General features: G+C 67.9%; 38 protein-coding genes and 1 pseudogene. 1 reads left to right on the forward strand and 38 read right to left on the reverse strand.

Annotated features, from left to right (window positions below):
- Positions 1-223: 223 nt before the first annotated feature.
- The gene (locus tag ACLII4_RS15505; RefSeq protein ID WP_412068307.1) at positions 224-565 is read left to right on the forward strand and encodes a hypothetical protein; all 342 of its coding nucleotides are present in this window, start codon (positions 224-226) and stop codon (positions 563-565) included.
- A 53-nt stretch (positions 566-618) separates the two neighbouring features.
- On the opposite strand, the gene ACLII4_RS15510 is transcribed toward ACLII4_RS15505, so the two are convergent.
- The 38 genes and pseudogenes from ACLII4_RS15510 to rpsJ all read right to left on the reverse strand — a co-directional run bounded on the left by ACLII4_RS15510 (position 619) and on the right by rpsJ (position 23979).
- Positions 619-1131: a gamma carbonic anhydrase family protein gene (locus tag ACLII4_RS15510; RefSeq protein ID WP_412068308.1), complete on the reverse strand. Its 513-nt coding sequence runs from the start codon at positions 1129-1131 to the stop codon at positions 619-621.
- Positions 1132-1251: 120 nt separating this feature from the next.
- Entirely contained in the window at positions 1252-2052 is an 801-nt protein-coding gene (locus tag ACLII4_RS15515) for a ZIP family metal transporter (RefSeq protein ID WP_412068309.1), read from the reverse strand.
- Between the two features lie 42 nt (positions 2053-2094).
- Positions 2095-2337: a hypothetical protein gene (locus tag ACLII4_RS15520; protein ID WP_412060415.1), complete on the reverse strand. Its 243-nt coding sequence runs from the start codon at positions 2335-2337 to the stop codon at positions 2095-2097.
- Between the two features lie 57 nt (positions 2338-2394).
- Positions 2395-2976, reverse strand: a complete 582-nt coding sequence (gene def / locus ACLII4_RS15525; protein WP_412068310.1) for a peptide deformylase — start codon at positions 2974-2976, stop codon at positions 2395-2397.
- A gap of 75 nt (positions 2977-3051) precedes the next feature.
- The gene (gene ruvX / locus ACLII4_RS15530) at positions 3052-3474 is read right to left on the reverse strand and encodes a Holliday junction resolvase RuvX (RefSeq protein ID WP_412068311.1); all 423 of its coding nucleotides are present in this window, start codon (positions 3472-3474) and stop codon (positions 3052-3054) included.
- A 247-nt stretch (positions 3475-3721) separates the two neighbouring features.
- Positions 3722-4267 carry an HU family DNA-binding protein gene (locus ACLII4_RS15535; protein WP_412068312.1) on the reverse strand — a complete coding sequence of 182 codons (546 nt, stop codon included), beginning with the start codon at positions 4265-4267 and terminating at the stop codon, positions 3722-3724.
- 52 nt (positions 4268-4319) lie between these two features.
- Positions 4320-6602, reverse strand: a complete 2283-nt coding sequence (locus ACLII4_RS15540) for a RelA/SpoT family protein (RefSeq protein ID WP_412068313.1) — start codon at positions 6600-6602, stop codon at positions 4320-4322.
- 187 nt (positions 6603-6789) lie between these two features.
- Complete coding sequence (gene rplQ / locus ACLII4_RS15545; RefSeq protein ID WP_412068314.1) at positions 6790-7512, reverse strand: 50S ribosomal protein L17; 723 nt, start codon at positions 7510-7512, stop codon at positions 6790-6792.
- 80 nt (positions 7513-7592) lie between these two features.
- On the reverse strand, positions 7593-8570 hold the full coding sequence (locus ACLII4_RS15550) for a DNA-directed RNA polymerase subunit alpha (protein WP_412068315.1): 978 nt from the start codon (positions 8568-8570) through the stop codon (positions 7593-7595).
- 60 nt (positions 8571-8630) lie between these two features.
- A complete protein-coding gene (rpsD, locus tag ACLII4_RS15555) occupies positions 8631-9233 on the reverse strand; it encodes a 30S ribosomal protein S4 (protein ID WP_412068316.1) in 603 nt (200 codons plus the stop codon).
- 194 nt (positions 9234-9427) lie between these two features.
- Entirely contained in the window at positions 9428-9826 is a 399-nt protein-coding gene (rpsK, locus tag ACLII4_RS15560) for a 30S ribosomal protein S11 (RefSeq protein WP_412060423.1), read from the reverse strand.
- 131 nt (positions 9827-9957) lie between these two features.
- Positions 9958-10338 carry a 30S ribosomal protein S13 gene (gene rpsM, locus ACLII4_RS15565; protein WP_412068317.1) on the reverse strand — a complete coding sequence of 127 codons (381 nt, stop codon included), beginning with the start codon at positions 10336-10338 and terminating at the stop codon, positions 9958-9960.
- Between the two features lie 71 nt (positions 10339-10409).
- The gene (rpmJ, locus tag ACLII4_RS15570) at positions 10410-10526 is read right to left on the reverse strand and encodes a 50S ribosomal protein L36 (RefSeq protein WP_095510537.1); all 117 of its coding nucleotides are present in this window, start codon (positions 10524-10526) and stop codon (positions 10410-10412) included.
- 150 nt (positions 10527-10676) lie between these two features.
- Positions 10677-10895, reverse strand: a complete 219-nt coding sequence (gene infA, locus ACLII4_RS15575; protein WP_095516158.1) for a translation initiation factor IF-1 — start codon at positions 10893-10895, stop codon at positions 10677-10679.
- 37 nt (positions 10896-10932) lie between these two features.
- Positions 10933-11763 carry a type I methionyl aminopeptidase gene (gene map, locus ACLII4_RS15580; protein WP_412068318.1) on the reverse strand — a complete coding sequence of 277 codons (831 nt, stop codon included), beginning with the start codon at positions 11761-11763 and terminating at the stop codon, positions 10933-10935.
- Complete coding sequence (gene secY / locus ACLII4_RS15585; protein WP_412068319.1) at positions 11763-13100, reverse strand: preprotein translocase subunit SecY; 1338 nt, start codon at positions 13098-13100, stop codon at positions 11763-11765. Before secY ends, map begins: the two co-directional genes overlap by 1 nt.
- Positions 13101-13161: 61 nt before the next feature.
- Positions 13162-13626: a 50S ribosomal protein L15 gene (gene rplO, locus ACLII4_RS15590; RefSeq protein ID WP_412068320.1), complete on the reverse strand. Its 465-nt coding sequence runs from the start codon at positions 13624-13626 to the stop codon at positions 13162-13164.
- Positions 13627-13825: 199 nt separating this feature from the next.
- Complete coding sequence (gene rpmD, locus ACLII4_RS15595; protein WP_412068321.1) at positions 13826-14005, reverse strand: 50S ribosomal protein L30; 180 nt, start codon at positions 14003-14005, stop codon at positions 13826-13828.
- An 80-nt stretch (positions 14006-14085) separates the two neighbouring features.
- Positions 14086-14637, reverse strand: coding sequence for a 30S ribosomal protein S5 (rpsE, locus tag ACLII4_RS15600; RefSeq protein ID WP_412068322.1), 552 nt, complete (start codon positions 14635-14637; stop codon positions 14086-14088).
- Between the two features lie 14 nt (positions 14638-14651).
- Positions 14652-15002, reverse strand: coding sequence for a 50S ribosomal protein L18 (gene rplR, locus ACLII4_RS15605; protein ID WP_412068323.1), 351 nt, complete (start codon positions 15000-15002; stop codon positions 14652-14654).
- An 81-nt stretch (positions 15003-15083) separates the two neighbouring features.
- The gene (rplF, locus tag ACLII4_RS15610) at positions 15084-15650 is read right to left on the reverse strand and encodes a 50S ribosomal protein L6 (protein WP_412068324.1); all 567 of its coding nucleotides are present in this window, start codon (positions 15648-15650) and stop codon (positions 15084-15086) included.
- 49 nt (positions 15651-15699) lie between these two features.
- On the reverse strand, positions 15700-16101 hold the full coding sequence (gene rpsH / locus ACLII4_RS15615) for a 30S ribosomal protein S8 (protein ID WP_412068325.1): 402 nt from the start codon (positions 16099-16101) through the stop codon (positions 15700-15702).
- 117 nt (positions 16102-16218) lie between these two features.
- Complete coding sequence (gene rpsN, locus ACLII4_RS15620) at positions 16219-16536, reverse strand: 30S ribosomal protein S14 (RefSeq protein ID WP_412068326.1); 318 nt, start codon at positions 16534-16536, stop codon at positions 16219-16221.
- A 17-nt stretch (positions 16537-16553) separates the two neighbouring features.
- Positions 16554-17123, reverse strand: a complete 570-nt coding sequence (gene rplE, locus ACLII4_RS15625; RefSeq protein WP_412068327.1) for a 50S ribosomal protein L5 — start codon at positions 17121-17123, stop codon at positions 16554-16556.
- Between the two features lie 5 nt (positions 17124-17128).
- A complete protein-coding gene (gene rplX, locus ACLII4_RS15630; RefSeq protein WP_412068328.1) occupies positions 17129-17515 on the reverse strand; it encodes a 50S ribosomal protein L24 in 387 nt (128 codons plus the stop codon).
- 4 nt (positions 17516-17519) lie between these two features.
- Positions 17520-17888: a 50S ribosomal protein L14 gene (gene rplN, locus ACLII4_RS15635; protein ID WP_412060436.1), complete on the reverse strand. Its 369-nt coding sequence runs from the start codon at positions 17886-17888 to the stop codon at positions 17520-17522.
- Between the two features lie 53 nt (positions 17889-17941).
- Complete coding sequence (gene rpsQ / locus ACLII4_RS15640) at positions 17942-18232, reverse strand: 30S ribosomal protein S17 (protein WP_412068329.1); 291 nt, start codon at positions 18230-18232, stop codon at positions 17942-17944.
- A gap of 183 nt (positions 18233-18415) precedes the next feature.
- A complete protein-coding gene (gene rpmC, locus ACLII4_RS15645; protein ID WP_412068330.1) occupies positions 18416-18628 on the reverse strand; it encodes a 50S ribosomal protein L29 in 213 nt (70 codons plus the stop codon).
- 48 nt (positions 18629-18676) lie between these two features.
- Complete coding sequence (locus tag ACLII4_RS15650) at positions 18677-19060, reverse strand: helix-hairpin-helix domain-containing protein (protein WP_412070574.1); 384 nt, start codon at positions 19058-19060, stop codon at positions 18677-18679.
- A gap of 51 nt (positions 19061-19111) precedes the next feature.
- Positions 19112-19519, reverse strand: a pseudogene (gene rplP / locus ACLII4_RS15655) (50S ribosomal protein L16); the annotation flags it as partial.
- Between the two features lie 39 nt (positions 19520-19558).
- Entirely contained in the window at positions 19559-20407 is an 849-nt protein-coding gene (rpsC, locus tag ACLII4_RS15660; RefSeq protein ID WP_412068331.1) for a 30S ribosomal protein S3, read from the reverse strand.
- Positions 20408-20427: 20 nt separating this feature from the next.
- Positions 20428-20787 (reverse strand): 50S ribosomal protein L22, encoded by a 360-nt coding sequence (rplV, locus tag ACLII4_RS15665; RefSeq protein WP_412068332.1) that lies wholly within the window; start codon positions 20785-20787, stop codon positions 20428-20430.
- 76 nt (positions 20788-20863) lie between these two features.
- Positions 20864-21142: a 30S ribosomal protein S19 gene (gene rpsS, locus ACLII4_RS15670; protein ID WP_412060441.1), complete on the reverse strand. Its 279-nt coding sequence runs from the start codon at positions 21140-21142 to the stop codon at positions 20864-20866.
- 5 nt (positions 21143-21147) lie between these two features.
- A complete protein-coding gene (gene rplB, locus ACLII4_RS15675; RefSeq protein ID WP_412068333.1) occupies positions 21148-21978 on the reverse strand; it encodes a 50S ribosomal protein L2 in 831 nt (276 codons plus the stop codon).
- 54 nt (positions 21979-22032) lie between these two features.
- Positions 22033-22326 carry a 50S ribosomal protein L23 gene (gene rplW / locus ACLII4_RS15680; RefSeq protein WP_412068334.1) on the reverse strand — a complete coding sequence of 98 codons (294 nt, stop codon included), beginning with the start codon at positions 22324-22326 and terminating at the stop codon, positions 22033-22035.
- 2 nt (positions 22327-22328) lie between these two features.
- Positions 22329-22985 (reverse strand): 50S ribosomal protein L4, encoded by a 657-nt coding sequence (gene rplD, locus ACLII4_RS15685; RefSeq protein ID WP_412068335.1) that lies wholly within the window; start codon positions 22983-22985, stop codon positions 22329-22331.
- 4 nt (positions 22986-22989) lie between these two features.
- A complete protein-coding gene (rplC, locus tag ACLII4_RS15690; protein ID WP_412068336.1) occupies positions 22990-23613 on the reverse strand; it encodes a 50S ribosomal protein L3 in 624 nt (207 codons plus the stop codon).
- Positions 23614-23670: 57 nt separating this feature from the next.
- On the reverse strand, positions 23671-23979 hold the full coding sequence (gene rpsJ, locus ACLII4_RS15695; RefSeq protein WP_412060446.1) for a 30S ribosomal protein S10: 309 nt from the start codon (positions 23977-23979) through the stop codon (positions 23671-23673).
- Positions 23980-23995 lie beyond the last annotated feature (16 nt).

Raw genomic sequence — 23995 nt, forward strand, 5'->3', positions numbered from 1 at the left:
CGGCGGGTTCACGGAAGCGCACCCAAATATCGCGCCACTATGCCCCGTCGGAGCTACTGGCCCCTCAGCGGCCCGATCTCGACGCCGAACGACGGTAGGAGGGCCCGAGCGGTTCCGAAACGGCCCGCGCACGGGTTCAATCTCACCGAAGACTGCATCGACGGTCTCATTCCAACTTGTACCTTCCGGCCTCCGCCCACTCTCACCCTGCCCTACCATATCGATGGCTAAAAAATCCCCTACTCCCGATTTCAACATCTCAGTGGTCGACAAAAAGGAAGCCGCTGACATTCTGCGGACCTCCCGCCAGCGTGGTGGCCGCAACTCGAAGTACTCGCCCATCTACGACGAGGTGACGGGCTTGAAGGCCGGCGAGTTCGTCGTGCTCCGCGGGATCGACAAGACCGCCAAGCTGGGCCTGTACCAGGGCATCAAGCGGACGTTCGGCGAGGACGTCAAGATGGCCTCGGCGCGCGAGCGCGACGCAGGCTCAGAGTCGTACACGCTCGTTATCGGTCGGTCCACGGACCACGACGACATGCGGGCGCTGGCGCGGAAGGGCTAGCGCGGCGCGTAGAACGGATTGGCCCGGCCGCCCCCACCCGGGTGTGCGTCGGGCTACAGCCGCCCGTCCACCATCGCCGCGAGACGGACGTAGTGCACGGCGTTGGCCCGGTTCCGCTCGACCTCGTCGTCCGTCAGCGCGCGGACGACGCGGCCGGGCGAGCCGATGACGAGCGAGCGGGGCGGAACGATGGTCCCGCCCGTGACGACGGCCCCGGCGCCGACCAGGCTGCCCTCCCCGATCACGGCGCCGTCGAGCACGATGGCGCCCATCCCGATCAGCACGCCGTCCTCGACGGTGCACCCGTGGACGACAGCGTTGTGGCCGATCGTGACGTGGTCGCCGAGGGCACAGGGGTGCGTCCCGCGCGAGACATGGACGGTGGCGTTGTCCTGGACGTTCGTTCCAGCCCCGACGGCGATCCAGTGCACGTCGCCCCGCAGCGACGCGCCGTGCCAGATGCTGGCGCCATCGCCCAGCGTCACGTCTCCGACCACGGCGGCGGTCTCAGCGACCCACACGTCAGCGCCAAGAGTGGGATGTGTGTCGAGGAAGGGGGCGATCATCGGTAGACGGTGGACAGTGGACGCAAGGTGACCCCAGTTCACGGTGAGCGCCAGCAGAGCGAGGCATGGCCGAGGTGGGACTCTGCGCGAGCCGCGGATGCCCAGTCCCCTTCCCCTTCATTACCAAAACAGCGGGACCGCCATGACGCCGATGCCGAGCAGAATCATCACCAACTGGCCGACGGCCTTGGTGGCCGGGTAGCTGTGGCGGCGGTTGAGCTCGGGGATGAGGTCGCTGCCCGCAATGTAGAGGAACGCGCCCGCCGTCACCGGCAACAGCACGTCCGCCAGCCCCTCGACGCCCGCCCCGAGCGTCAGCACCAAGCCGGCGCCGATGAGCCCGCCCAGGCCCGCGACGAAGTTGTAGAGCAGCGCCTTGCGGACCGGGTAGCCGCCGTAGACGAGGACGCCGAAGTTGCCGATCTCGGCCGGGATCTCGTGGAGCATCACCGCCAGCGTCGTGACCAGGCCCGTCTGAAGGGACACCATGTACGCCGCCGCCACGATCGCCCCGTCGACCACCTTGTGCGCCACGCTGCCGACGAGGTTGACGAGCGCGAACGGCGCCGCGGCGTCGACTCCGTGGTGGTGATGGTGGTGGCCGACGTGCCCGCTCGCGCCCTCCAGCGCCTCCGGGACGCCGTGCTGGTGGCGCCAGTGCAGGAACTTCTCGAGCACGAAAAACGCCAGCACGCCCGCCAGCACCAACAACCCCGTCTCGGGCCCGCCGCCGAGCGTGGCGTAGCTCTCCGGGATGAGGTGGAGCAGCGCCCCGCCCAGCATCGCGCCGACCGCGAAGGCGACCAGCAGGAAGATCGTCCGCTCCAGCCGGGCCCGGCCCAGCGACAACGTGAGCGCGCCCGCCAGCGATGCCAGCGAGATCGCGAGGACGGACAGGAGGGCGGCGGCGGCGGGGGTCACAGGCAGCGGGGGGCCCGCCGGACGCGGCGGCCAGCGGTCGGCTTACTGATACCCTTTCCCCTCGCGCTCGGCCTTGGCGACGGCCTCGGGGTCGAGCGAGACGGTCGGCTTCTCGATGCCGAGCGAGCCGGGGTCCTGGGGGCCCGCGTTGATCTGGGGCGCGACCTCTTCGGAGAGGTCGTCGTCGGAGTCGGGCCGGTTGCCCATGCCGACCTTGTCCTCGACGTAGTCGGGGCGCTCGTCGCGGAGGTGGAGGGGGTCGTCTTTCGTCGAGAGGTCGGCCATGGGACGGGAGGAAGATGGGCCGGTCGTACGACGCCACCCGGACGCGGGTCCGGCGGGCTAGACGTCGGCGAAGCGGAGCGGGTACTCGGCCTCGACGTCGCCGCGGGCGATGGCCGCCAGTCGGCGCTTGAGCAGACGACGGCGGAGCGGCGACAGGTGGTCGACGTACAGCACCCCGTCGAGGTGGTCGGCCTCGTGCTGAATCACGCGCGAGAGCGTGGCCTCGGCGTCGAGCGTCTGCTCCTGGAAGTGCCGGTCGAGAAAGCGGACGCTCAGGCGATCGGGGCGCCAGACCGTCTCGCGCAAGTCCGGAATCGACAGGCAGCCCTCCTCGACGTCCACCTCGTCCGAGGTCTCGTCGAGCTCGAGCACGGGGTTGATAAACACCAAGGGCGACTGGGCCCAGACGGGCACCTCGCCGTAGTCCTCTTTCAGGTCCTCCGCGTAGGGCGAGAGGTCGGCTACAAACAGCCGCAGCGACCGGCCGATCTGCGGCGCCGCCAGCCCGACGCCGCTGGCAGCGTGCATCGTCTCGATCATGTCGTCGATGAGCGCCTGCAGCCCGGGGCTGTCGGCGTCGATGGCAGCGGCAGGCTCGCGGAGCACGGGCTGCCCGTAGGCGTAAATCGGGAGGACCATGGGGCGTGGGGGCGTCTTAGAGGATAGGCCGACCCGCCGCCGGGGATCCGGGCGGGCGCCCGTTTCCCGCCCGATTCAAGAGCCGCATTCGTCGAGCCAGTCCTGCAGGATGACGCACGCCGCGGCGGCATCGAGCGTGCCCCGCTCGCGACGCTTGCCTCGGGGCACACCCGCTTCTACCAGCTCCTCCATGGCCCGCCGTGAGGAGTCGCGCTCGTCTTGGACCACGACCTCGGCGCCCGGGGCCACCTTCTTGAGCCGCCCCAGGAACGGCCGCACGCGGTCCACGGCCTTCCCCTCCGCCCCATCGTCCAGCAATGGCCAGCCCACGACGATCGTGCCGACCTCCTCGTCGGCGACCAGCCGGGCCAGCTCCGCGAGGGCGGCGCCGGGGGCGAACGTGCCGGCCGGGCGGGCGAAGAGGCGGAGCGGGTCGGAGAGCGCGAGGCCAACCCGGCGCGAGCCGTAGTCGACCCCGGCCGCGCGGGAACGAGTCATGCGCCGAAGCTAGCGGCGGGCGCCAGCCTCGCGGCCTTCAAGCGAGCGATCCCGTCGACGCGCTCGCGCATGCACCGCGCGCTCCGACCTGCCGCCAGCATCTCGGCGCCCCCCCCACGGCATCGGTCAGCTCCGGACTCTCCACATCGGCCCGAGACGAACACAGGTGAGAACTGCGAACCGGCGCAAACAAAAACGCCCCGGACCTTACGGGGTCCGGGGCGAGATCGGGCGTTCAGATCGCGAGTTAGGCGGCCTGCGCGCGCAGCGAGGGGTGATCGGCGCTGCCCTCGGGGACGTCGTAGCCCAAGTCCTCGAGCGGCGTCTGAAGCGTTTCGCGGAGCTTCTTGCCCGGCTTGAAGTGCGTCTTGCGGCGCGACGGGATAAAGACCGTCTCGTTGGTCTTGGGGTTGCGGGCCTTCGGCTTGGCCTTCGTCTTCTTGACCTCGAACACGCCGAAGTCTCGGAGCTCGATCCGCACCTCGGGATCGGCGGATGCCATCAGCTCGCGAAGCGCCTCGATGGTAGCCTGAACCCACGGCTCACACTTGTACAGGGGCTCACCGGTGGTATCGGAGACCTGGCGGGCAACGTCCTTTTTGGTCAGAGTGGGAGTACGGTCGTTCAGGGACATCGTGGTGGGATGTAGGGAGAGGGTGCACACATGAACGCGCACCGGCAGGACATTAGGGCGAGCTCCAGGCCGATTCATCGAAGATGGGCACGGAGCGCCGGGGGGAGAGTCCAAACCTACGCAAGCCTCTACAAGAAGGGGAAGCGTCAAGTCGAACATTCACCTAGCCGAGCCCAGCTCCACACATAGGACACCGCATGGTGTGGAGGGGCTATTCATCGCGGTATACGCCGTAGATCCCGTCGAGCCGGCCCAGCCGCTTCATGATCCGCGATAGCTGCTTGACGTCGTTGACGTAGAGCACGATCGTCCCCTCAAACATGCCGTCCTCCGACGTCACCGTGATCGACCGGATGTTGGTCTTCAAGCTTTTCGAGATCACCGCCGTCATGTCGCTCACGATGCCCACGCGGTCCTCGCCGACGAGCCGCAGGGTCGACGAGAACTGGACGGCCTTCTGGCGGCTCCACTCGACCGGGATCACGCGCTCGGCGTGGTCGAGGAACAGGTGCGGGGCGTTCTTGCAGCCCTTCCGGTGGATCTTGACAACGCCGGTCTTGGACAGGAAACCAAACACGTCGTCGCCGGGGATGGGCCCGCAGCAGGCCGCGTACTGCACGGCGAGGTCGGTGTGCCGCTCGCCCTCGATGACGAGCGCCGTCCGCCCGCCCCCCCGCTCACGAGCGTCCTCGCGGAAGTCCACGTCGTCGACCTCCAGCAGCGCGGGCGAGACGCCCTCGGGCAGCGTCTCCGCCTCGGCCTCTTCGATCGGCGGGCCGGAGCGCAGCGCGCGGACGACATCGCCCGGGTCGTACTGGCCGGACCCGACCTCGAAGTAGAGCTGTTGGAGCGAGGTAAACCGGAGCTTCCCCGCGAGCTGGTCGAGCGCCTGGTCGTCGGGCGTCAGCTTGGCGCGCGTCAGCTTTTTGGCCACCTGCTCGCGGCCGTGAGAGACGGCCTTGCGGCGCCGCTCGTTCATCCAGTGGCGGATGCGCGACTGCGCCTTGTGGGTCACCACGAAGCCGGCCCAGTCGGGGTTGGGCGTCTGGCGCTTCGAGGTCAGGATCTCGACCTGCTCGCCCGACTGCAGGCGGTAGCTGAGCGGCACCATCTTGCCGTCGGCCTTGGCGCCGATGCAGTGGAACCCGACCTCGGAGTGAATCTGGAAGGCGAAGTCGACCGGCGTCGCGCCCCGGGGCAGCGTCACCAGGTCGCCGTTCGGGGTGAAGACGTAGATCTCCTCGCTGTAGAGGTTGAGCTGGAACTGGCGGACGAACTCGTCGGCGTCGTCGGGGCGCGGGTTTTCGAGCAGGTCGCGCACCCAGGCGTACATCTCGTCGACGCGCGCCTCGCTGGCGCCGGCCGTCGCCGCGCCGTCGCCGCCCCCCTCTTTGTACTTCCAGTGCGCCGCCACGCCGCGCTCGGCGACCGCGTGCATCTCGGCCGTCCGGATCTGGACCTCGACCGGCCGTCCCTCCGGCGTCATCACCGTCGTGTGCAAGCTCTGGTAGCCGTTCGACTTGGGCTTGGAAATGAAGTCGCGGTGCCGCCCGTCGACCGGCGGGTACATCGCCGTCACGGCCGAGTACGCGCGCCAGCAGTCCTCGCGCCCCTGCTTGCCCTCGCTGTTCAGGATGACGCGGATGGCGAACAGGTCGTACACCTCGTCGAGCGTCACGCCCTGCCGCTTCATCTTGCCGTAGATCGACGTGATGCTCTTGGGCCGCCCGTAGATCTCGAACGAGAGGTCGAGGCTGGAGAGCTCGGCGCGGACGGGCTCGATAAAGCGCTCGATAAACCGCTCGCGCTGGCGGCGCTTGGCGTTGAGGCCCTTGGCGATCTCCTGATACGCCTCGGCCTGCAGGTACTTAAGCGACAGGTCTTCCAGCTCCGTCTTGACCTCGTGGAGCCCGAAGCGGTGCGCGAGCGGGGCGAAGAGGTCCTGCGTCTCGGCCGCGATCCGCATCTGCTTCTCGGGCGGCACCGCCCCCAACGTCCGCATGTTGTGGAGCCGGTCGGCGAACTTGACCAGGATCACCCGGACGTCGCTCGCCATCGACAGCATCAGCTTGCGGACGTTCTCCGCCCGGCCCAGCCGGCGATCCTCGAACACGCTCCCGATCTTGGTGACGCCGTCGGTGATCTGGGCGACCTCGTCGCCGAACTCGCTGCGCAGCAGGTCGAGCGACAGGTCGGTGTCCTCGACGGTGTCGTGCAGGAGGGCCGCCGCGACGGTCACGTCGTCCATGCGGATGTCCTTCGCCGCGATCAGCGCGACCTCGAGGGGGTGCGAGATGTAGAGCTCGCCCGACGCGCGGCGGTCGTCGCGGTGCGCCCAGTACGCGACGCGGAACGCGCGCCGGATCAAGCCCTCGTCGACGGACGGCAGGTTGCGCTGGCAGTGCTCCAGCAGCACGCGCAGGCGGCGCTCGTACTCGGGGACGACGACGAGGCCGTCGAGCTGGCGGTGGAGGTCGGAGGAGGCGTGGATCATCGGGCGGCCAACGTCCGGACAGCGGACATGGGGCCCGGAAGGTAGACCTCTCCTCACTCTTCGTGGCGCCACCCTCACCGGGCGAATCGGCGAGCCGGACCAATCGCAGCGGGGCCCCACCCGAAGGCAGGGCCCCGCAGGACCATGGCCAGCCACGTGCGCCAGCCGTCAAAGATCGACGGTAGACCTACCGGTTGTCGTGGCTCCGCCCGAGGTTCTCGGCATCGGCGCCCGGGCCGGGCTCGCCCGTCTCGGTCGGCGCGCCCTGAGCGGCGTCCGGGTGGTCGTCGCCAGACGGCGGGACCACCGTCGAGCCAGCGCCGTCGGGCGTCGTCTCGTCGGCACCAGCGGCCTCGACGGCCGGGGTCTCGGCAGCGTCGGCCTCGGGGGCGTCCGTCTCCGGAGCGTCGTCGGCGGGCGTCGAGGCCGGGGCCTCAGCGACCGGGGTTTCGACCGGCGTCGACTTGGCAGCGGACTTGTCGTTCGACGAGCCGGAGCGACGCGAGCGACGCGTCTTGCGCTTCGAGCTCGACGAGCCCTCGGGCTTGACGTCGTTGAAGTCGACCAGCTCGATGACCGCCATCTCGGCCGCGTCGCCGGCCCGGAAGCCGAGCTTGACGATGCGCGTGTAGCCACCGGGACGGTCACCGACCACGCCTGCCACCTCATCGTACAGAGTCTTGACCGACTCCTTGTCGTTGAGCTTGCGGAAGGCCTGGCGACGCGAGTGCGTCGAGTCGTCCTTGCCGTGCGTGATGATCGGCTCGATAAAGCGGCGGAGCGCCTTGGCCTTACCGAACGTCGTCGTGATCCGCTTGTGCTCCAAGAGCGCGGCCGACATCGACTGGAGGGTCGCCTTCCGGTGGGAGGCGTTCCGGCCGATCTTGAGGATCTTCTTTCCGTGTTTCATAACAGTGTTGAGTTATGAGTTCGGAGTCTGGAGCCCGGGCCCGAGGCGAACTCGGAACCCGACACTCGGAACTCAAAACTCTAGGCCATCTCGCCGTAGCGCTCGACGTCCATGCCGAAGCGCAGACCGCGCTCCTCGAGGACCTGGACGAGCTCCAGAAGGGACTTGCGGCCAAAGTTGCGGAACTTGAGCATCTCGCTCTCCTCGCGACGGACGAGGTCGCCGATCGTCTTGATGGACGCGGCACGCAAGCAGTTCTGCGCGCGGACCGAGAGATCGAGATCGTCGACGGACTGGCCGAGGATGGCGCGGACGCGCTGGACCTCAGCGTCGACCTCCGTCTCCTCGGCGTCCTCGCCGGTCGACGTGTCGACCTCGACGAAGAGACCGATGTGGTCGCGCAGGATCGCCGCAGCGTTCGTGAGCGCGTCCTCGGCCGTGATCGAGCCGTCCGTCTCGACCTCGAGCGTCAGGCGCTCGTAGTCGATCTTGTCGCCGACACGGGTCGGAGTGACGTCGTAGCGGACGTTGAGAATCGGCGTAAAGATGGCGTCGATGGCGACGACGCCGATCGGGTCATCGGACCGCTTGTTGTCGTCGGCGCCCACGTAGCCACGGCCCTGCTCGACCCGGAGGTCGATGCGGACGTCGGCGTCCTCGGCAAGCGTGGCGATGTGGTGGTCGGGGTTCAAGACCTCGAAGTCCGCCGTGTTGTCGGCGATGTCCTTCGCGGTCCACGAGCCGGCACCTTCGAGGTGGATCGAGACCGATCCCTCGTCCTCCTCCTCCGCGCGGAAGCGGACTCCCTTGAGGTTGAGGATGATGTCGGTCACGTCCTCCGTGACGCCGGGGACAGTCGAGAACTCGTGCTGCACGCCGTCGATGCGGACGGCCGTGATGGCGGTGCCCGAGAGGGACGAGAGGAGGACGCGCCGGAACGCGTTCCCGATGGTCACGCCGTAGCCGCGCTCGAGCGGCTGCACGACGAACCGCCCGTACGTCTCGTTCATCTCCTCGACCTGGACGCCGTCGGGCATCTGAAGCTGGATCTGGGCCATAATGGAGTGTGTTGTCGGAATGAGAGCTGACGCCCGGCGCAAGGCCGGGCATCGGGCGGATTACTTGCTGTAGAGCTCGACGATGAGCTGCTCCCGGATGTTTTCCGGGATGTCCTCGCGGGCCGGCATGTCGAGGAACTTGCCCTTGAGCGAGTCGCGGTCCACCTCGAGGTGGTTGAAGCTGCGCCGGTTGACGGTCGCCGCGTCGCGGATCGTGTCGAGGTTCTTCGACTTGGGGCGGATCTCGATCATGTCGCCGGCCCGGAGTGTGTGGCTCGGGATGGCGGCGACGCGGTCGTTGACCATCACGTGCCCGTGCGTGACGAGCTGGCGGGCCTGGCGGCGCGTGCGAGCGAAGCCGAGCCGGTAGACGACGTTGTCGAGGCGCGACTCGAGAAGCTGGAGGAGGTTCTCGCCGGTGACGCCCTTGCGGCGGGCGGCCTTCTCGAAGAGGTTCCTGAACTGCTTCTCGAGCAGGCCATACGTGTACTTCGCCTTCTGCTTCTCCTTGAGCTGGACGGAGTACTCGGACTCGCGGCGGCGACGGGCGTTGCCGTGCTGGCCGGGGCCGTAGGGCTTGCGGTCGAGGGACTTGGAGGGGCCGAAGATGGGCTCGCCAAAGCGGCGGGCGATCTTCTGCTTGGGTCCGCGGTAACGGGCCATGGTGCTGTGTTGTCTCGTGAGAACGGCCTCCCGGGGCTAGTGGGCGACCAATGAACTACGTGCGGTCCGCCCCCGAGCACCGCGAAGGGCGGGTCGAGGCGGGCGCAACCGGGCTTAGCGCTCAGCGCGTTGCGCGTCGGGTCGGTAGAGCGTGCAGGCTGGCGGTACGCCAGTCCCACAGCCCCACCAGACACTCAGACGCGGCGACGCTTGGGCGGCCGGCAGCCGTTGTGGGGAATCGGAGTCGTGTCGCGGATCGAGAGAACCTCGAGGCCGGCGATGGCGAGCGCGCGGATGGCGCCCTCGCGGCCGGAGCCGGGGCCCTTCACGTAGCAGTCCACGCGACGGAGCCCGAGGTCGTAGGCCTCCTTGGCCGCCTCGGTGCCCGCCACCTGCGCGGCGTACGGGGTGTTCTTCCGCGACCCGCGGAAGCCCATCTTGCCCGACGAGCTCCACGAGATCGTGTTGCCGTACGCGTCGGTGATGGTGATGAGGACGTTGTTGAAGGACGCCTTGATGTAGGCGTTGCCGTTCGACTCGACCTGGACCTTCTTCTTGCGGGGCCCGCGAGCGGGGCGCTGTGCCTTGGCCATGGTTCTGCTGGAATGAGGTGGGTCGGTGCGGGCGCGTCAGGGGTGGCCGCCGGCGCGGATGCGCGACGAGCGGTGCCTGCGTGCGGGCGCTCCCGAAAAGGGGTGGCCGCCCCGGAGGGGGCCAGCCCGCGCTACTTACGCGGGGCCTTCTTCTTGCCGGCGACCGTCTTCTTGCGGCCCTTGCGGGTGCGAGCGTTGGTCTTCGTCCGCTGGCCGCGGACGGGCAGGCTGCGACGGTGGCGCAAGCCACGGTAGCAGCCGATGTCCATCAGCCGCTTGATGTTGAGCTGCGTCTCCGTGCGGAGCGAGCCCTCGACGACGTAGTTGTCCTCGACGAGCGTCCGGACGCGCCGGGTCTCATCTTCGGACCACTGGTCGGGATGCGTGTCGGTGTCGAGACCGGCGCGCTCGAGGATCTCGAGGGCGCGGCTGTTGCCGACGCCGAAGATCGACTGAAGGGCGATCAGGCCGCGCTTGCGGCCGGGGACGTCGACTCCTGCGATACGAGGCATAGTGCTGGATGCTTGTGTGTCCGAGCGTCGCGCACGCCGTCAGCCGAGTGCTGCGGCCAGGCGCGAGGCGCTCACCCCTGGCGCTGCTTGTGCTTGGGGTTCTTCTTGTTGATGATGTAGATGCGGCCCTTGCGGCGGACGATCTTGTCGTCGGCCGACCGCTTCTTGACGCTGGCGCGAACCTTCATGGGTCTCTCGGTCTGGAGTCTGGTACCGGCGGGAACGGCCGGCATGGAAGAACGCTCTTGGGCCGTGGGGAATGGTCGGACGGGGCGTGAAAACCCCGCCAGACTCGTGCCCTCCGGCCCGCTGGCGCCGCGAGCGCGGCGTCCGTCGGGCTACTTGTAGCGGTAGACGATCCGGCCCTTCGTCAGGTCGTAGGGCGACATCTCGACCGTCACGCGGTCGCCGGGGAGGATGCGGATGTAGAACTTCCGCATCTTGCCGGAGAGGAGGCCGAGGATCTCGTGTCCGTTCTCCAGTTCCACGCGGAACTGGGCGTTCGGGAGGGCCTCGGTGACCTTGCCGTCTTGTCGGATCGCAGGCTGCTTCGCCATTCGGGAGCGCGGGTGCGCAGGTGGTTTGTCGTGTCGGTTAGGCGGCGGGCGTGGGCTCGCCGTCGCGCGCTCGGAGCGCGGCTTCAATCGGTTCGTACGAGGACAGGATCTCGGCCTCCCCTCTCTGGACGTGGACCATGTGCTCGAAGTGAGCACTTGGCGCGCCGTCGGCGGTGCGGACCGTCCAGCCATCCGCGTCGACGGTGACCTCGCCCGTGCCCCCGTTGATCATCGGCTCGATGCAGATGGTCAGCCCCTCACGGAGCCGCTTGCCGACGCCTCGGCGCCCGACGTTGGGCACGTTCGGGGGCTCATGCAAGTTGGTGCCGACCCCGTGGCCTACCAGGTCGCGGACGACCCCATAGCCACGGCTCTCGCAATAGCTCTGCACGGCGTACCCGATGTCGCCGACGCGGTTTCCCGCATGCGCCGCGGCAATCCCCTCGTAGAGGGACGCCTTGGTGGCGTCAAGGAGGGCGCGGGCGGATGCGGAGATCTCCCCGACGCCGAAGGTGTACGCGTAGTCGCCGTAGTAGCCGCCCAGCTCCACGCCGCAGTCGACGGAGAGCACGTCGCCGTCGCGGAGCTCGTAGGCACTCGGCATCCCGTGCACCACGATGTCGTTGACCGAGATGCACAGGCTGCCCGGGAAGGGCGACGTGTCGGGCCCCATCTGATAGCCCTTGAACGCCGGACGGCCACCCGCATCGCGGATGACCGCCTCGGCCGCCTCGTCGAGGCGGAGGGTCGGGACGCCGGGCCGGATCTCACTGGCGGCAGCCGCGAGGGCTTGGCCGACGACCGCCGCGGCTTCGCGGAGGCCGGCGACATCGGCGGCGCTCTTCAGCGTGATCCGACCGCGCGCCACTATCGGCGGCGGCCGCGGACGCGGCCTGTCTTCATGAACCCGTCGTAGTGGCGCATCAGCAAGTGGCTCTCGACCTGCTGCAACGTGTCCAGCGTCACGCCCACCAGGATCAGCAGGCTCGTGCCGCCGAAGAACTGCGCGAAGCCCTGCTGCACGCCGAACTGCGCGGCGAACGCCGGCAGGATAGCGACGGCGCCGATAAAGATGGCGCCCGGCAGCGTGATCCGCGTCAGGATGGTGTCGATGAACTCACTCGTCTGGCGGCCCGGACGGACGCCCGGGATAAAGCCGCCCTGGCGCTTCATCGTGTCGGCCATCTCCTGCGGGTTCACCGCAATAGCCGTGTAGAAGTACGTAAAGAAGACGCAGATGACGAAGAAGATCGCCGAGTACCAGAACCCGAAGATGTCGCCCGTCGCCGTCCCGATCGTCTGCATCACGGCGCTCTCCGGGAAGAAGGCGGCGATCGTGCTCGGAATGAACATGATCGACTGCGCGAAGATGATCGGCATGACGCCCGCCGCGTTGACGCGGAGCGGGAGGTACTGCGTCGTCCCGCCCATCTGCTTCCGCCCGATGACGCGCTTGGCGTACTGGACCGGAATCCGGCGCGTGCCCTGCGTCACATAGACGACCCCTGCGGTTACCAGGAACAGCGCCGCGATCTCGATCAGGAAGATGAAGATGTTGGTGTCGCTCCGGCCGATGCCCCCAAACTGCGGGACCTCATTGAGCAAGGCCTGGGGCAGGAAGGCGATGATCCCGATCATGATGATGAGCGAGATGCCGTTGCCGATGCCCTTCTCAGTGATCCGCTCACCGAGCCACATCACGAAGACGGTGCCGGCGGTCAGACAGATCACACAGACGACGGTGAACGCCCACGCCGGGATGACGATGGCCCCGGCAGAGGTCGACTGCAGGTTGATCGCGTAGCCAATCGACTGGAGAGCCGTAATGACAATCGTACCGTACCGCGTCCACTGCGTGATCTTGCGCCGTCCGTCTTCGCCTTCGCGTTGGAGCTTCTGGATCGGGGCCCAGACCGCGCCGAGCAGCTGGATGATGATGCTCGCCGTGATGTACGGCATGATCCCGAGGGCGAAGACGCCGGCTCGGAAGAACGCGCCGCCCACGAACAGGTCGAACAGCCCGAAGAGGCCGCCCTGGTTCGGGTTGGCATTCGCGAGCTCCTGGAGCGCGATCGCGTCGACGCCCGGGAGCGTGACGTACGACCCCAGGCGATAGACGATCAGGATGCCCAGCGTGAAGAGGATCCGCTGCCGAAGCTCGTGGATCTTCCAGATGTTGCGGATCGATTCGGCGACCGAGGCCATATCAGGGGGGGTTCAGGGTGCGGGGGACGGGGGCTCGGGGCGACGCCCCGACCGGTCCCCTCTAGGCCTCGATGACAGTGGCAGTGCCACCGGCGGACTCGATCTTCTCCTTCGCCGCCGCAGAGAACGCGTGGGCGTGGACGTCGAGCTTGGCGGAGAAGTCGCCGCCGCCCAGGATCTTGTAGCGGCCGTTCTTGCCGCCCATCCCGAGCGCCTTGAGCGTCTCCGGCGTCAGCGTGGCGCCGGACTCGACGCGGCCCTCCTCGACGAGCGCCCCGAGACGGCCCAGGTTGATCGGGTCGTAGGCGACGCGGTTGCGGTTCTTGAAACCGAACTTGGGGACGCGGCGCTGAAGCGGCATCTGGCCGCCTTCGAACCACGTCGGGACGCTGCCACCGGAGCGGCTCTTCTGGCCGTTGTGGCCCTTGCCGACAGTGTGGTTGCCGTGGCCGGAGCCCTGTCCGCGCCCGATGCGCTTCTTGTTCTTGGTCGAGCCCTTCGCGGGCTTGAGGTTGCTGAGGTCCATCGTATGAGGGGGCTAGTGGCGCCGGCCCACAATGGGCCGACTCGCGGTGCGCTAGCGAACGGATCCGCCGGCGCGGCGCCGATGGCGGCGCGGGTCAAAGATAGACCGGCCAGGCACGGAGCCGGGCCGGTCTCGGTTGGGTTTATCGGTGAAGCGTCCCCGCAGGGACCGACCCAGCGGGGTCTCCCCCACGCTGGACCTAGGCCTCCTCGACGGAGACCATGTGCTGCACCTTCGCGACCATGCCGCGGATCTGCGGCGTGGCCTCGTGCTCGACGGTCTTGCCGATGCGGCCGAGGCCGAGGGCCACGAGCGTCCGCTTCTGGCCGCCGGGCCGGCGGATCTGGCTCCGGGTCTGGGTGATCTTGAGAGTCGACATCGTTTTCGGTTGACGTGGGTCGTCGGGCTTCGAATGAGGCGAGACGGCGGGAGGGGACCCGGCGCGCCTCGCCCCACGCGCTAGCCCTCGAACACCTGCTTGATGGTGATGCCGCGGCGAGCGGCCACCTCGGCGGGATCCTGGAGCTGCCCGAGGGCCTCCATGGTCGCCGAGACCTGGTTGTGCGGGTTCGACGAGCCCTGGCTCTTCGAGAGCACGTTCCGGATGCCGGCGCACTCGAGGACGGCGCGGACACCGCCACCGGCGATGACGCCCGTACCGTCGGAGGCCGGCTTAAGGAGGACCGAGCCCGCGTCGTGGCGGCCACGGACGGCGTGCGGGATCGACCCGGTGCTCGTCACGGGGACCGCGACCAGGTTCTTCTTGGCGTCCTCGGTGCCCTTCGAGATCGCATCGGCGACTTCGTTGGCCTTGCCGAGGCCCTGCCCGACCTTGCCGTTGCCGTCTCCGACGACGACGACTGCGTTAAAAGAGAAGCGCCGGCCGCCCTTGACGACCTTTGCCACGCGGTTGACGGCGACGAGGCGCTCGATCAGGTTGGAACGGTTCGCCTCGTTGTCGCGCCCGTCGTTACGACCCCCGCGACCTCCTCGGTTCTGCTGCTGTGCCATGGTGAGATTCGGTGTTAGAGGGTGAGGCCTGCGGCGCGGGCGCCTTCTGCGACGGCCTTGACGTTGCCGTGGTAGCGGTAGCCGCCTCGGTCGAAGACGGCGCGGTCGATCCCGGCCTCCTTCGCGCGCTCCGCGATCCGCTGGCCGACGGCCTTGGAAGCGTCCACGCCGATCATCGTCTCCCCCTCTCGGGTCGAGGCCGCCGCCAACGTGGCGCCGGCGAGGTCGTCGATGAGCTGGGCGTAGATGTGCTTGTTCGAACGGAACACGGCGAGGCGCGGACGCTGCGGCGTGCCGGCGATCTTGGCGCGGATGCGGCGGCGGATGCGCTGCCGCTGCGTCACCTTTTTGGCGGTCTTAGACATAATGGTTGCGCTGGGGGCCGACGGGTGGGCCGTCCGGCCGCGCGATGAAGGAGCCGGCCCGCGTTCGCAGGCCGATCAGGATTAACGAGCGGCGGTCTTGCCGGCCTTGCGGCGGACGAACTCGTCGACGTAGCGAACACCCTTGCCCTTGTAGGGCTCCGGCGGACGGAGGGCGCGGATCTTGGCCGCGACCTGACCAACGAGCTGCTTGTCGATGCCGGAGATCTTGATGATCGGGTTCTTGCCGCGGACGGTCTCGGCCTCGATCACGATGCCGTCCGGCGGGACGAAGTAGATGGGGTGGGAGAACCCGAGCGCGAGCTCGAGCACGTCCATACCCGCCATCTTGGTGGCGTCGGCGCGGAAGCCGACGCCGATGACCTCGAGGGACTTGGTGTAGCCCTCTGAGACGCCCTGGACCATGTTCGCGATCAGCGAACGGGTCAGGCCGTGGAGCGCCTTGTGGCGCTTCTGCTCGGTCGGGCGGGAGAGGACGATCTCCTCACCGGAGGTGTCGATCGTGAGGTCGGGGTCGGCCTGGAGCGAGAGCTCGCCCTTGGGACCCTTGACCGTCACCTGGTTCTTGGCCGACACCTCGACGGTGACGCCGTCGACCGACGGGATGGGAAGCTTTCCGATTCGGGACATGAGTGTCTGTAGCTGCGGGCCGTGCGGCCCTGGATCTCTGGGGGCCGGACTAGCTGACGGTCGCGATGACCTCGCCGCCGATGCCGGCGCGTCGGGCCTCCTTGTCCGTCATCACGCCACGGCTAGTCGAGACGATGGCGATGCCGAGCCCGTTCATCACGCGCGGCAAGTCCTTGGCACCGACGAAGCGACGAAGGCCGGGCTTCGAGATGCGCTTGATCGTCTGGATGACCGGCTTGCCGCCCCGGAGGTACCGGAGGTAGACCCGGATCAGGCCCTGCTTGTTGTCCTCGACGTTGACGTAGTCGGCCACGTAGCCCTTGTCGACGAGGATCTGGGTGACCGCACGCTTGAGGTTGGAGGCCGGCACATCCACGTACGGATGGCGGGCCTTCTGGGCGTTGCGGATCCGGGTGAGGAAGTCCCCGATGGGGTCGCTGAGAGCGCTCATTGTTTCTTCGGCCGGTTCGGGTGTGCCGCCTGGCCGCTAGAGGAGGAGTAAATACTGGATCTCACGTGCGGAAAGGGATGGACGTGGAGGGACCACGTATCCCCTACCCGCTCGCGGCTACCAGCTGGACTTGCGGATGCCGGGGATCTTGCCCTCGACCGCGAGCTCGCGGAAGACGTTGCGGCAGACGCCGAACTTGCGGAGGTAGCCACGCGGGCGGCCGGTCAGGGCGCACCGGTTGTGGAGCCGGGAGGGGCTGGCGTTGCGCGGGAGCTTCTGGAGCTCCTCCGCGATGGCCTGGGCCTGGGCGGGGTTGAAGTCCTCGCTCGACTTGAGCGCTCGCATTTCCTCTTTGAGGCGCGCGCGCTTGTCGGCGTACTTCAGGACGGTCTTGCGGCGCTTCTTCTCGCGAGCGACGACACTGGTCTTAGCCATGGTTCTCTCTGTGTGGGTTACGCGGCCTGGGCCTCGCGACGGACGAAGGGCATGCCGAGCGCCTTGAGCAGCGCGTGGGCCTCCTCGTCCGTGTCGGCCGTGGTCACGAACGTGATGTCGAGGCCCGAGATGCGGGGCGTCGAGTCGATGTCGATCTCGGGGAAGATGATCTGCTCCTTGATCCCCAGCGTGTAGTTGCCGCGGCCGTCGAAGCTGCGGTCCTTGACGCCCTTGAAGTCACGGACGGAGGGGAGCGCGAGCGTCACGAGACGGTCGACGAACTCCCACATCCGGTCCCCTCGCAGCGTCACCGTGACGCCGACGGGCATGCCTTCGCGGAGCTTGAAGTTGGAGATCGACGAGCGAGCGTTCCGCGTCGCCGGCTGCTGGCCGGTGATCTTGCGGAGCTCCTCGATGGCGTCGTCGAGAACCTTCTTGTTCTGCGAGGCCTCGCCGATGCCCTTGTTGACGACCACCTTCATGAGGCGCGGGACCTGCATGACGTTGGCGTACCCGAACTGCTCGGTGAGCGCGTCGATGATCTCAGAGCGGTAGCGCTCCTTGAGACGGGGGGTGTAGTTCTCCATGGTGCTTAGCTGTCGATCTCGTCGCCGGTCGTCTTCGCGAAGCGGACCCAGCGGGCCTGGCCCGTGTTGGGGTCCTCGACGCGCTTGCGGCCGATCCGGGTGGGGTTGCCGCTGCCGTCGATCGGCATGACGTTCGAGACGTGGATGGGGCGCTCCGCCTCAATCCGGCCACCGTTGGGGTAGGCCTGGTTGGGCTTGGTGTGCTTGAGCCGGAGGTTGACACCTTCGACGAGCACCTTCTCCTTCGAGGGGTAGACCTCGAGGACGCGGGCCTGGTACCCCTTGGGACGGTCGTTCTGACCGCCGCCGTGGGCCGTGACTCGCTTCGTCAGGGCGACGGTGTCGCCCTTCTTGACGTGGAGCTTCTTCTGCTTGTTGGTCGTGCGGGGCATCGCTTTAGAGGACTTCCGGGGCGAGGGAGACGATCCGCATGAACTGGCGGTCGCGCAGCTCACGGGCGACGGGCCCGAAGATGCGCGTGCCGCGGGGCTCGTCGGCGTCGTTGAGGAGGACAGCCGCGTTCTCGTCGAACCGGATGTAGGAGCCGTCGGGGCGACGGAGCTCCTTCTTGGTGCGGACGACGACCGCGCGGGACACGTCGCCCTTCTTCACGTTGCCGCCGGGGATCGCGTTCTTGACCGTGACGACGATGATGTCGCCGACGCGGGCGTAGCGCCGGCCGGAGCCGCCGAGAACGCGGATGCACAAGACCTGCTTGGCGCCACTGTTGTCGGCGACGTTGAGTCGGGACTCTTGCTGAATCATTGGGGGGTGCCGAGTGCGGGCCGCCAGCGAACGCTGGCCAGCCCCGTGGACAGTTATCGGGCGCGCTCGACGACCTCCACGAGACGCCAACGCTTCGTCTTCGACAGCGGGCGAGTCTCCTGGATGCGGACGGTGTCGCCGATGCCGGCGTCGTTCGTCTCGTCGTGGGCCTTCAGCTTCGTCGTCTGCCTGACGTACTTGCCGTAGATGGGGTGCTTCACCTGTCGCTCGATGGCGATGGTGATGGTCTTGTCCATCTTGTCAGAGACGACGAGACCGACGCGGAACTTGCGCGCGCCGCGCTCGGCGACCGCCGCATCGGCGGTCGGGGTGTCAGTAGCCATAGCCTGGGGCCCTTGCGGGCGGGTGTGCTAGTCGCTTGGTGGGCCGGTACCCCACCAACTACGGAAACGACGCCGAGGCGTCGGCGGCCCGAGTGGTGCGGGCCTGGATCGACGAAAGTAGCGTCGGTCCTAGTGGAGGTTCAGTGAGAGCTGCGCTCTGCGCAGCCCCGCACCGAAGCTTCACTAGGCTTGGTCGGAGGCGCCGGAGCGCTCGGCCAGGATGGTCTTCATGCGGGCGATCTCGCGCCGCTTGTGGCGCATCACGATCGGGTTCTCGAGGCCGGTCACCGTCCGCCGGAAGCGGAGGTCGGTGAGGTCGCGGGACTCCTCGGCGATCCGCTGCTGGATCTCAGCCTCGCTGAGGTCTCGGAGCTCGTTGGCTTTCATATCGGTCATGGAAAGGCCCCGGGCGACGCACGCCCGGGGCCGAGTGGTATCAGTCGGTTACGCGGCGGGCTCGTCGGCCGGCGCGTCGCCGTCCTCGGAGGTCGCCTCATCGGCGGAGTCGACGGCGGGCGCGGGGGCCTCGTCGGCCTCGTCAGCGTCGTCGATCTCGACGACGTTGCCGTCGGCCTCGCGGAGACCCTCGACGTACTCGTCGTAGGCCTCGTAGTCGCCGTCGGCGAGCAGGCGGGCCTGCTTTGGCCAGGTCTCCTCGTTGACGCCGTGCTCGTCGGTGCCACCGGCGGAGAGGATCTCGCGGAGCGTCTCGATGTCCGCGTTGGCGAGCGACTCGTAGGAGTCGACGCCGGCAGCGATGAGCTGCTCGGCCATCGTGTCGCCGAGGCCATAGATGTTGGTCAGGTCCTCGCTCGTCACCTCGGCCATGAGGCCCGAGGCATCGCCGGTCGCCGACTTGGGCGCCGGGACAGGAGCGGACTCAGGCCGGACGACGACCTTGGCCTTGATCGGGAGCTTCTGGATGGCGAGGCGGAGCGCTTCGCGCGCCAGGTCCTCGTCCACGCCACCGATCTCGAACAGGACGCGGCCGGGCTTGACGACGGCCACCCAGTACTCGGGCGAGCCCTTGCCCTTGCCCATGCGGGTCTCGGCCGGCTTCTTGGTGATCGGCTTGTCGGGGAACACGCGGATCCACACCTTGCCAACGCGCTTCATCTTGCGCGTCATGGCGATACGGGCGGCCTCGATCTGGCGGGACGTGATCCAGCCGGCCTCGAGGGCCTTGATCCCGTAGTCGCCGAAGGTCACACGGGCGCCGCGCTGGGCGAGCCCCTTGACGCGGCCCTTCTGCATCTTGCGGAACTTGGTCCGCTTCGGCATCAACATGGTTTACTCGGTCTCGATTGGAAGGTCAGAAGGGTCGGATTAGCGGCGGCCACCGCCGCCGCCGCCGGAGCCACCGCGGCCCCGGCCACCGCCGGAGCCACCACGGCCGCCGCCGCCAGAGCCGCCGCGGCCGCCACGGCCACCGTCGCGACCGCCGCGGTCGTCACGGCCACCACCGCGTCCGTCGCGGCGACGCCGCTCGGGGACGCTCGGAGCTGCGTTCTGCTGGCGGTTGGCCGTCGCGTTCGGCGAGAGGTCGGGGGTGCCGATGACCTCGCCGTGGAAGATCCAGACCTTGACACCCGCCGTGCCCTGGATCGTGAAGGCCGTCGCCTGGGCGTAGTCGATGTCGGCGCGCATGGTGTGGAGCGGCACGCGGCCCTCCAAGTACTGCTCCACGCGGCCCATCTCAGCGCCACCGAGGCGGCCGGCCACCTTGATGCGGATGCCCTGGGCACCCATGCGCATCGCGGCGCCGAGCGCCTGCTTCATCGCGCGGCGGTAGGACACGCGGCCCTCCAGCTGCTGCGCGATGTTCTGGGCCACCAGCGAGGCGTCCAGTTCGGGACGCTTGATCTCGTTGATGTTGATCTGGATGTCCTTGTCGGTCAGCGTCTTCAGCTCCTCGCGGAGCTTCTCGACCTCCGAGCCCCCACGGCCGATGATGACACCGGGGCGGGACGTGTGCAGCGTCAAGATGACGCGCTTCGGCGTCCGCTCGATGATCGTGCGCGACAGCCCGGCCCGCTTGAGGCGGGCGTCGAGGTAGCGTCGGATCTCGTGGTCCTCGACGATCTTGTCGGCGTACGAGCCGCTGGTGTACCAGTTGGAGTCCCAGCCTCGGATGACACCGAGACGGAAGCCGATGGGGTTGGTTTTCTGGCCCATGTCTAAGTCTGGGTGTAGGGTTACGCCTCGTCGGCGAGGTCGGGGGTACCGACGACGACCGTGAGGTGGCTGGAGCGCTTGAGGATCGGGTGGGCCCGGCCTCGCGAGACGGGCTGGAACCGCTTGATGACCGGCGCCTCGTCGACCATGATGGTCTTGACGATGAGCGCGTCGTCGTCGATCCGCTCGTCCTGGTTCTGGTCGACCAGGTTGCCGTAGGCGTCCTGGATGGCCCGGCGGACCATCGCGGCGGCCTTCTGGGGCATGAACTCGAGCGTCTCGATCGCCTTCTGGGCATTCTTGCCCCGGACGACGTTGACCACGATCCGCATCTTGCGCGGGCTGATGCGGAGGTACCTCCGCTTGGCGATTGCTTCCATTGGATTAGTCAGGATTGGGGTTCGGTGGTCGGGTCGCGGCGGTCGGTAGGAACCGGGCGCCGATCACCGAAGACCCTTAGCGGCGGCGGTCCTTCTTGCCACCGGCGTGGCCTCGGAAGGTCCGCGTCGGAGCGAACTCGCCCAGGCGGTGGCCGATCATGTTCTCGGTCACGTAGACCGGGATGAACTGCTTCCCGTTGTGGACGGCGAACGTGTGGCCGAGCATGTCGGGCGTGATCATCGACCCACGGCTCCACGTCTTGACGACGCGCTTTTTGCCGCCGTCGTTCATCTCCTCGACCTTGCGGCGGAGCTTGTAGTGGACGAAAGGTCCCTTTTTGAGCGAGCGTGCCATATCGGTTACTTCTTAGCCTTGCGGCGGCGGACGATGAACTTGTTGGAGGGCTTGTTCTTCTTGCGGGTCTTGAAGCCCTTGGCGTAGACGCCGGTCGGGCTCTTCGGGTGGCCGCCGGAGGACTTGCCCTCGCCGCCGCCCATCGGGTGATCGACCGGGTTCATCGCCACACCACGCGTCTGGGGGCGGATGCCGAGCCAGCGCGAGCGGCCCGCCTTGCCGATGTCGATGTTCATGTGGTCCGGGTTGGACGTCTGGCCGATCGTGGCCACACACCCGACGGGGACCCGGCGAACCTCACCGGAAGGAAGCTTGAGGTTGGCGAACTTGCCCTCGCGAGCCGTCAGCTGCGCCGACGTGCCAGCGGAGCGGGCCATCTGAGCGCCCTTGCCCGGCTTCATCTCGATGGCGTGGACCGTCGTGCCGAGCGGGATCTCCGAGAGCGGCAGGCAGTTGCCCACGTCGGGCGACGAGCCCGGGCCCGAGTGGAGCGTCATCCCGACCGTCACCTTGTCCGGCGCGATGATGTAGCGCTTCTCGCCGTCGGCGTAAGACAGCAGGGCGATCCGGGCGCTGCGGTTCGGATCGTACTCGATCGTGGCGACGCGCGCGGGGATGCCGTGCTTGTTGCGCTTGAAGTCGATGATCCGGTAGCGGCGCTTGTGGCCGCCGCCGCGGTGGCGGGAGGTCTTGCGACCGTTGTTGTTTCGGCCGCCCGTCCGCTTGCGCGTGTCGAGGAGGCTCTTCTCCGGGGTGTCCGTCGTAATTGTCTCGAAGGCCGAGACCGACTTGTGACGCTGACCCGGAGTGGTCGGCTTGAGTTTGCGGATTGCCATGGTATAGAGGGCTTGCCTGCCGGCGGCGACCGCCGGCTTTGCGCCCTGGTGGGGTTATACGGACTCGTAGAAGTCGATCTCGCCGTCGACGAGCGTCACGATGGCCTTCTTCCAGCCGGCCTGACGGCCCTGGACGAGACCACGCTTGGTGGCCTGGCGGCGGCGCTTGCCGCGGACGACCATCGTCCGGACCTCCTTGATGGAGATGTCCGGGTACCGCTCTTCGACCGCCTTGCGGATCTCGAGCTTGTTGGCGGTCTTGGCGACACGGAAGGTGTAGTGACGGCCCTCGTCGATGAGGCGCGTCGACTTCTCCGTCAGGACGGGAGCGATGAGGATCTCAGGCATGTCTAGGCGTCGGTGTCGGTGGCGGTGGCCTTCGTCGGGGGACGGAGGGCCTCCGTGAACGACTCGACGGCCCCCTCCTGGAGGAGGATCGTCTTGGCGTTCATGAGGTCGAGCGTCGAGGCCTGGTCGGCCGCGAGCACCTTGATGCCGGCGATGTTGCGGGCCGAGCGGTAGAACACGTCGTCGCGACCGTTAGTCAGGACGAGCGCCTTGCCGCCGCCGTTGTTCTTGAGCATCCCGGCGACCTCGCTCGTCTTGGGCACGTCCATCTGGACGTCCTCGACGATGCGCAGGGCGTCGTTGTTCAGCTTGTGCACGATGGCGCTTCGCCGAGCGAGCCGCTTCGTCTTGATGTTGACGCGGACCTTGTACTCGTGCGGGCGGGGCCCGAAGATGGTGCCGCCGCCCTTGCGGAGCGGGCTCTTGGCATCACCGGCACGGGCGTTGCCTGTGCCCTTCTGGCGATACAGCTTGCGGCGGGACTTCGAAACCTCGCCGCGCTCCTTGGTCTTGTGCGTGCCCTGGCGGCCGGCGGCCTGGATGGAGCGCACGTCGAGCCAGATGGCGTGGTCGTTCGGCTCGATGCCAAAGACGGCGTCGTCGAGCTCGACCGTACGGCCGGCCTCGGCGCCCTCGCGGTTGTAGACAGTCAGTTTCATGGATCTAGGCCTTGCGGATCTCGACGATCCCGTTCTTGTGGCCGGGCACGGCCCCCTTGACGAGGATCAGGTTGTTGTCGGGGAAGGTGCGGACGATGCGGACGTTCTTCTGCGTCACGCGGTCGCCGCCGGTCCGGCCACCCATCTTGGTGCCCTTGAAGACACGCGACGGGTCGGACGCCTGCCCGATCGAGCCCGGGGCCCGCTGGCGGTTGTGCTGACCGTGCGTGGCGTCGCCGACGCCCTTGAAGTTGTGGCGCTTGACGACGCCCTGGAAGCCCTTGCCCTTGGACGTCCCCGTGACGGCCACGCGGTCGCCCTCGGCGAACGCCTCGACCGTGATCTCGTCGCCGAGCGTCACGTCGCCGAAGTCGACGCCGCGGAACTCCACGATGTGGCGCTTGGCGGGGACGCCGGCGGCCTCGAAGTGGCCCTGCATGGCCTTCGTGGTGTGCTTCTCCTTTTTGTCCTTGTAGCCGAGCTGGACGGCGCTGTAGCCGTCCGTGTCGGGCGTTTTGACCTGGGTGACGGCACAGGGGCCGGCCTCGATCACCGTGACGACGGTCTGCCGTCCGGAGGCATCGAAGACGCTTGTCATGCCGACCTTGCGGCCGAGAATCGCGCTCATTGAACCTGGGGTTAGTTAAGCGTGGGGCCGGCGCGGGCGCCGGCTAAGGAAGTCTGATCAGACCTTGATTTCGACGTGGACGCCACTCGGAAGCTCCAGCTTCATGAGGGCATCGACCGTCTTCGACGAGGTCGACAGGATGTCGATGAGCCGCTTGTGATCGCGCGTCTCGAACTGGTCGCGCGCCTTTTTGTCGACGTGCGGCCCGGAGAGGACGGTGTAGATCTTCTTGCGGGTCGGGAGCGGGATCGGCCCGCTCACGACGGCACCGGTCGACTTGACCGTGCGGATGATCTTCTCAGCGCTCTTGTCCACAAGGGTGTGGTCGAACGACTTGAGCTTGATCCGGATCTTCTGGTTCGCCATGAGTCAGGCTAGGTGA

The organism is Rubrivirga aquatilis, assembly GCF_046845665.1.
GTDB lineage: Bacteria > Bacteroidota > Rhodothermia > Rhodothermales > Rubricoccaceae > Rubrivirga.

Coding starts and splice junctions, on each gene's coding strand:
- ACLII4_RS15505 (WP_412068307.1), top strand. CDS start 224: ATGGCTAAAAAATCCCCTACTCCCGATTTCAACATCTCAGTGGTCGAC.
- ACLII4_RS15510 (WP_412068308.1), bottom strand. CDS start 1,131: ATGATCGCCCCCTTCCTCGACACACATCCCACTCTTGGCGCTGACGTG.
- ACLII4_RS15520 (WP_412060415.1), bottom strand. CDS start 2,337: ATGGCCGACCTCTCGACGAAAGACGACCCCCTCCACCTCCGCGACGAG.
- def (WP_412068310.1), bottom strand. CDS start 2,976: ATGGTCCTCCCGATTTACGCCTACGGGCAGCCCGTGCTCCGCGAGCCT.
- ruvX (WP_412068311.1), bottom strand. CDS start 3,474: ATGACTCGTTCCCGCGCGGCCGGGGTCGACTACGGCTCGCGCCGGGTT.
- ACLII4_RS15535 (WP_412068312.1), bottom strand. CDS start 4,267: ATGTTCGACTTGACGCTTCCCCTTCTTGTAGAGGCTTGCGTAGGTTTG.
- ACLII4_RS15540 (WP_412068313.1), bottom strand. CDS start 6,602: ATGATCCACGCCTCCTCCGACCTCCACCGCCAGCTCGACGGCCTCGTC.
- rplQ (WP_412068314.1), bottom strand. CDS start 7,512: ATGAAACACGGAAAGAAGATCCTCAAGATCGGCCGGAACGCCTCCCAC.
- ACLII4_RS15550 (WP_412068315.1), bottom strand. CDS start 8,570: ATGGCCCAGATCCAGCTTCAGATGCCCGACGGCGTCCAGGTCGAGGAG.
- rpsD (WP_412068316.1), bottom strand. CDS start 9,233: ATGGCCCGTTACCGCGGACCCAAGCAGAAGATCGCCCGCCGCTTTGGC.
- rpsK (WP_412060423.1), bottom strand. CDS start 9,826: ATGGCCAAGGCACAGCGCCCCGCTCGCGGGCCCCGCAAGAAGAAGGTC.
- rpsM (WP_412068317.1), bottom strand. CDS start 10,338: ATGCCTCGTATCGCAGGAGTCGACGTCCCCGGCCGCAAGCGCGGCCTG.
- rpmJ (WP_095510537.1), bottom strand. CDS start 10,526: ATGAAGGTTCGCGCCAGCGTCAAGAAGCGGTCGGCCGACGACAAGATC.
- infA (WP_095516158.1), bottom strand. CDS start 10,895: ATGGCGAAGCAGCCTGCGATCCGACAAGACGGCAAGGTCACCGAGGCC.
- secY (WP_412068319.1), bottom strand. CDS start 13,100: ATGGCCTCGGTCGCCGAATCGATCCGCAACATCTGGAAGATCCACGAG.
- rplO (WP_412068320.1), bottom strand. CDS start 13,626: ATGGACCTCAGCAACCTCAAGCCCGCGAAGGGCTCGACCAAGAACAAG.
- rpmD (WP_412068321.1), bottom strand. CDS start 14,005: ATGTCGACTCTCAAGATCACCCAGACCCGGAGCCAGATCCGCCGGCCC.
- rpsE (WP_412068322.1), bottom strand. CDS start 14,637: ATGGCACAGCAGCAGAACCGAGGAGGTCGCGGGGGTCGTAACGACGGG.
- rplR (WP_412068323.1), bottom strand. CDS start 15,002: ATGTCTAAGACCGCCAAAAAGGTGACGCAGCGGCAGCGCATCCGCCGC.
- rplF (WP_412068324.1), bottom strand. CDS start 15,650: ATGTCCCGAATCGGAAAGCTTCCCATCCCGTCGGTCGACGGCGTCACC.
- rpsH (WP_412068325.1), bottom strand. CDS start 16,101: ATGAGCGCTCTCAGCGACCCCATCGGGGACTTCCTCACCCGGATCCGC.
- rpsN (WP_412068326.1), bottom strand. CDS start 16,536: ATGGCTAAGACCAGTGTCGTCGCTCGCGAGAAGAAGCGCCGCAAGACC.
- rplE (WP_412068327.1), bottom strand. CDS start 17,123: ATGGAGAACTACACCCCCCGTCTCAAGGAGCGCTACCGCTCTGAGATC.
- rplX (WP_412068328.1), bottom strand. CDS start 17,515: ATGCCCCGCACGACCAACAAGCAGAAGAAGCTCCACGTCAAGAAGGGC.
- rplN (WP_412060436.1), bottom strand. CDS start 17,888: ATGATTCAGCAAGAGTCCCGACTCAACGTCGCCGACAACAGTGGCGCC.
- rpsQ (WP_412068329.1), bottom strand. CDS start 18,232: ATGGCTACTGACACCCCGACCGCCGATGCGGCGGTCGCCGAGCGCGGC.
- rpmC (WP_412068330.1), bottom strand. CDS start 18,628: ATGACCGATATGAAAGCCAACGAGCTCCGAGACCTCAGCGAGGCTGAG.
- ACLII4_RS15650 (WP_412070574.1), bottom strand. CDS start 19,060: ATGGCCGAGGTGACGAGCGAGGACCTGACCAACATCTATGGCCTCGGC.
- rpsC (WP_412068331.1), bottom strand. CDS start 20,407: ATGGGCCAGAAAACCAACCCCATCGGCTTCCGTCTCGGTGTCATCCGA.
- rplV (WP_412068332.1), bottom strand. CDS start 20,787: ATGGAAGCAATCGCCAAGCGGAGGTACCTCCGCATCAGCCCGCGCAAG.
- rpsS (WP_412060441.1), bottom strand. CDS start 21,142: ATGGCACGCTCGCTCAAAAAGGGACCTTTCGTCCACTACAAGCTCCGC.
- rplB (WP_412068333.1), bottom strand. CDS start 21,978: ATGGCAATCCGCAAACTCAAGCCGACCACTCCGGGTCAGCGTCACAAG.
- rplW (WP_412068334.1), bottom strand. CDS start 22,326: ATGCCTGAGATCCTCATCGCTCCCGTCCTGACGGAGAAGTCGACGCGC.
- rplD (WP_412068335.1), bottom strand. CDS start 22,985: ATGAAACTGACTGTCTACAACCGCGAGGGCGCCGAGGCCGGCCGTACG.
- rplC (WP_412068336.1), bottom strand. CDS start 23,613: ATGAGCGCGATTCTCGGCCGCAAGGTCGGCATGACAAGCGTCTTCGAT.
- rpsJ (WP_412060446.1), bottom strand. CDS start 23,979: ATGGCGAACCAGAAGATCCGGATCAAGCTCAAGTCGTTCGACCACACC.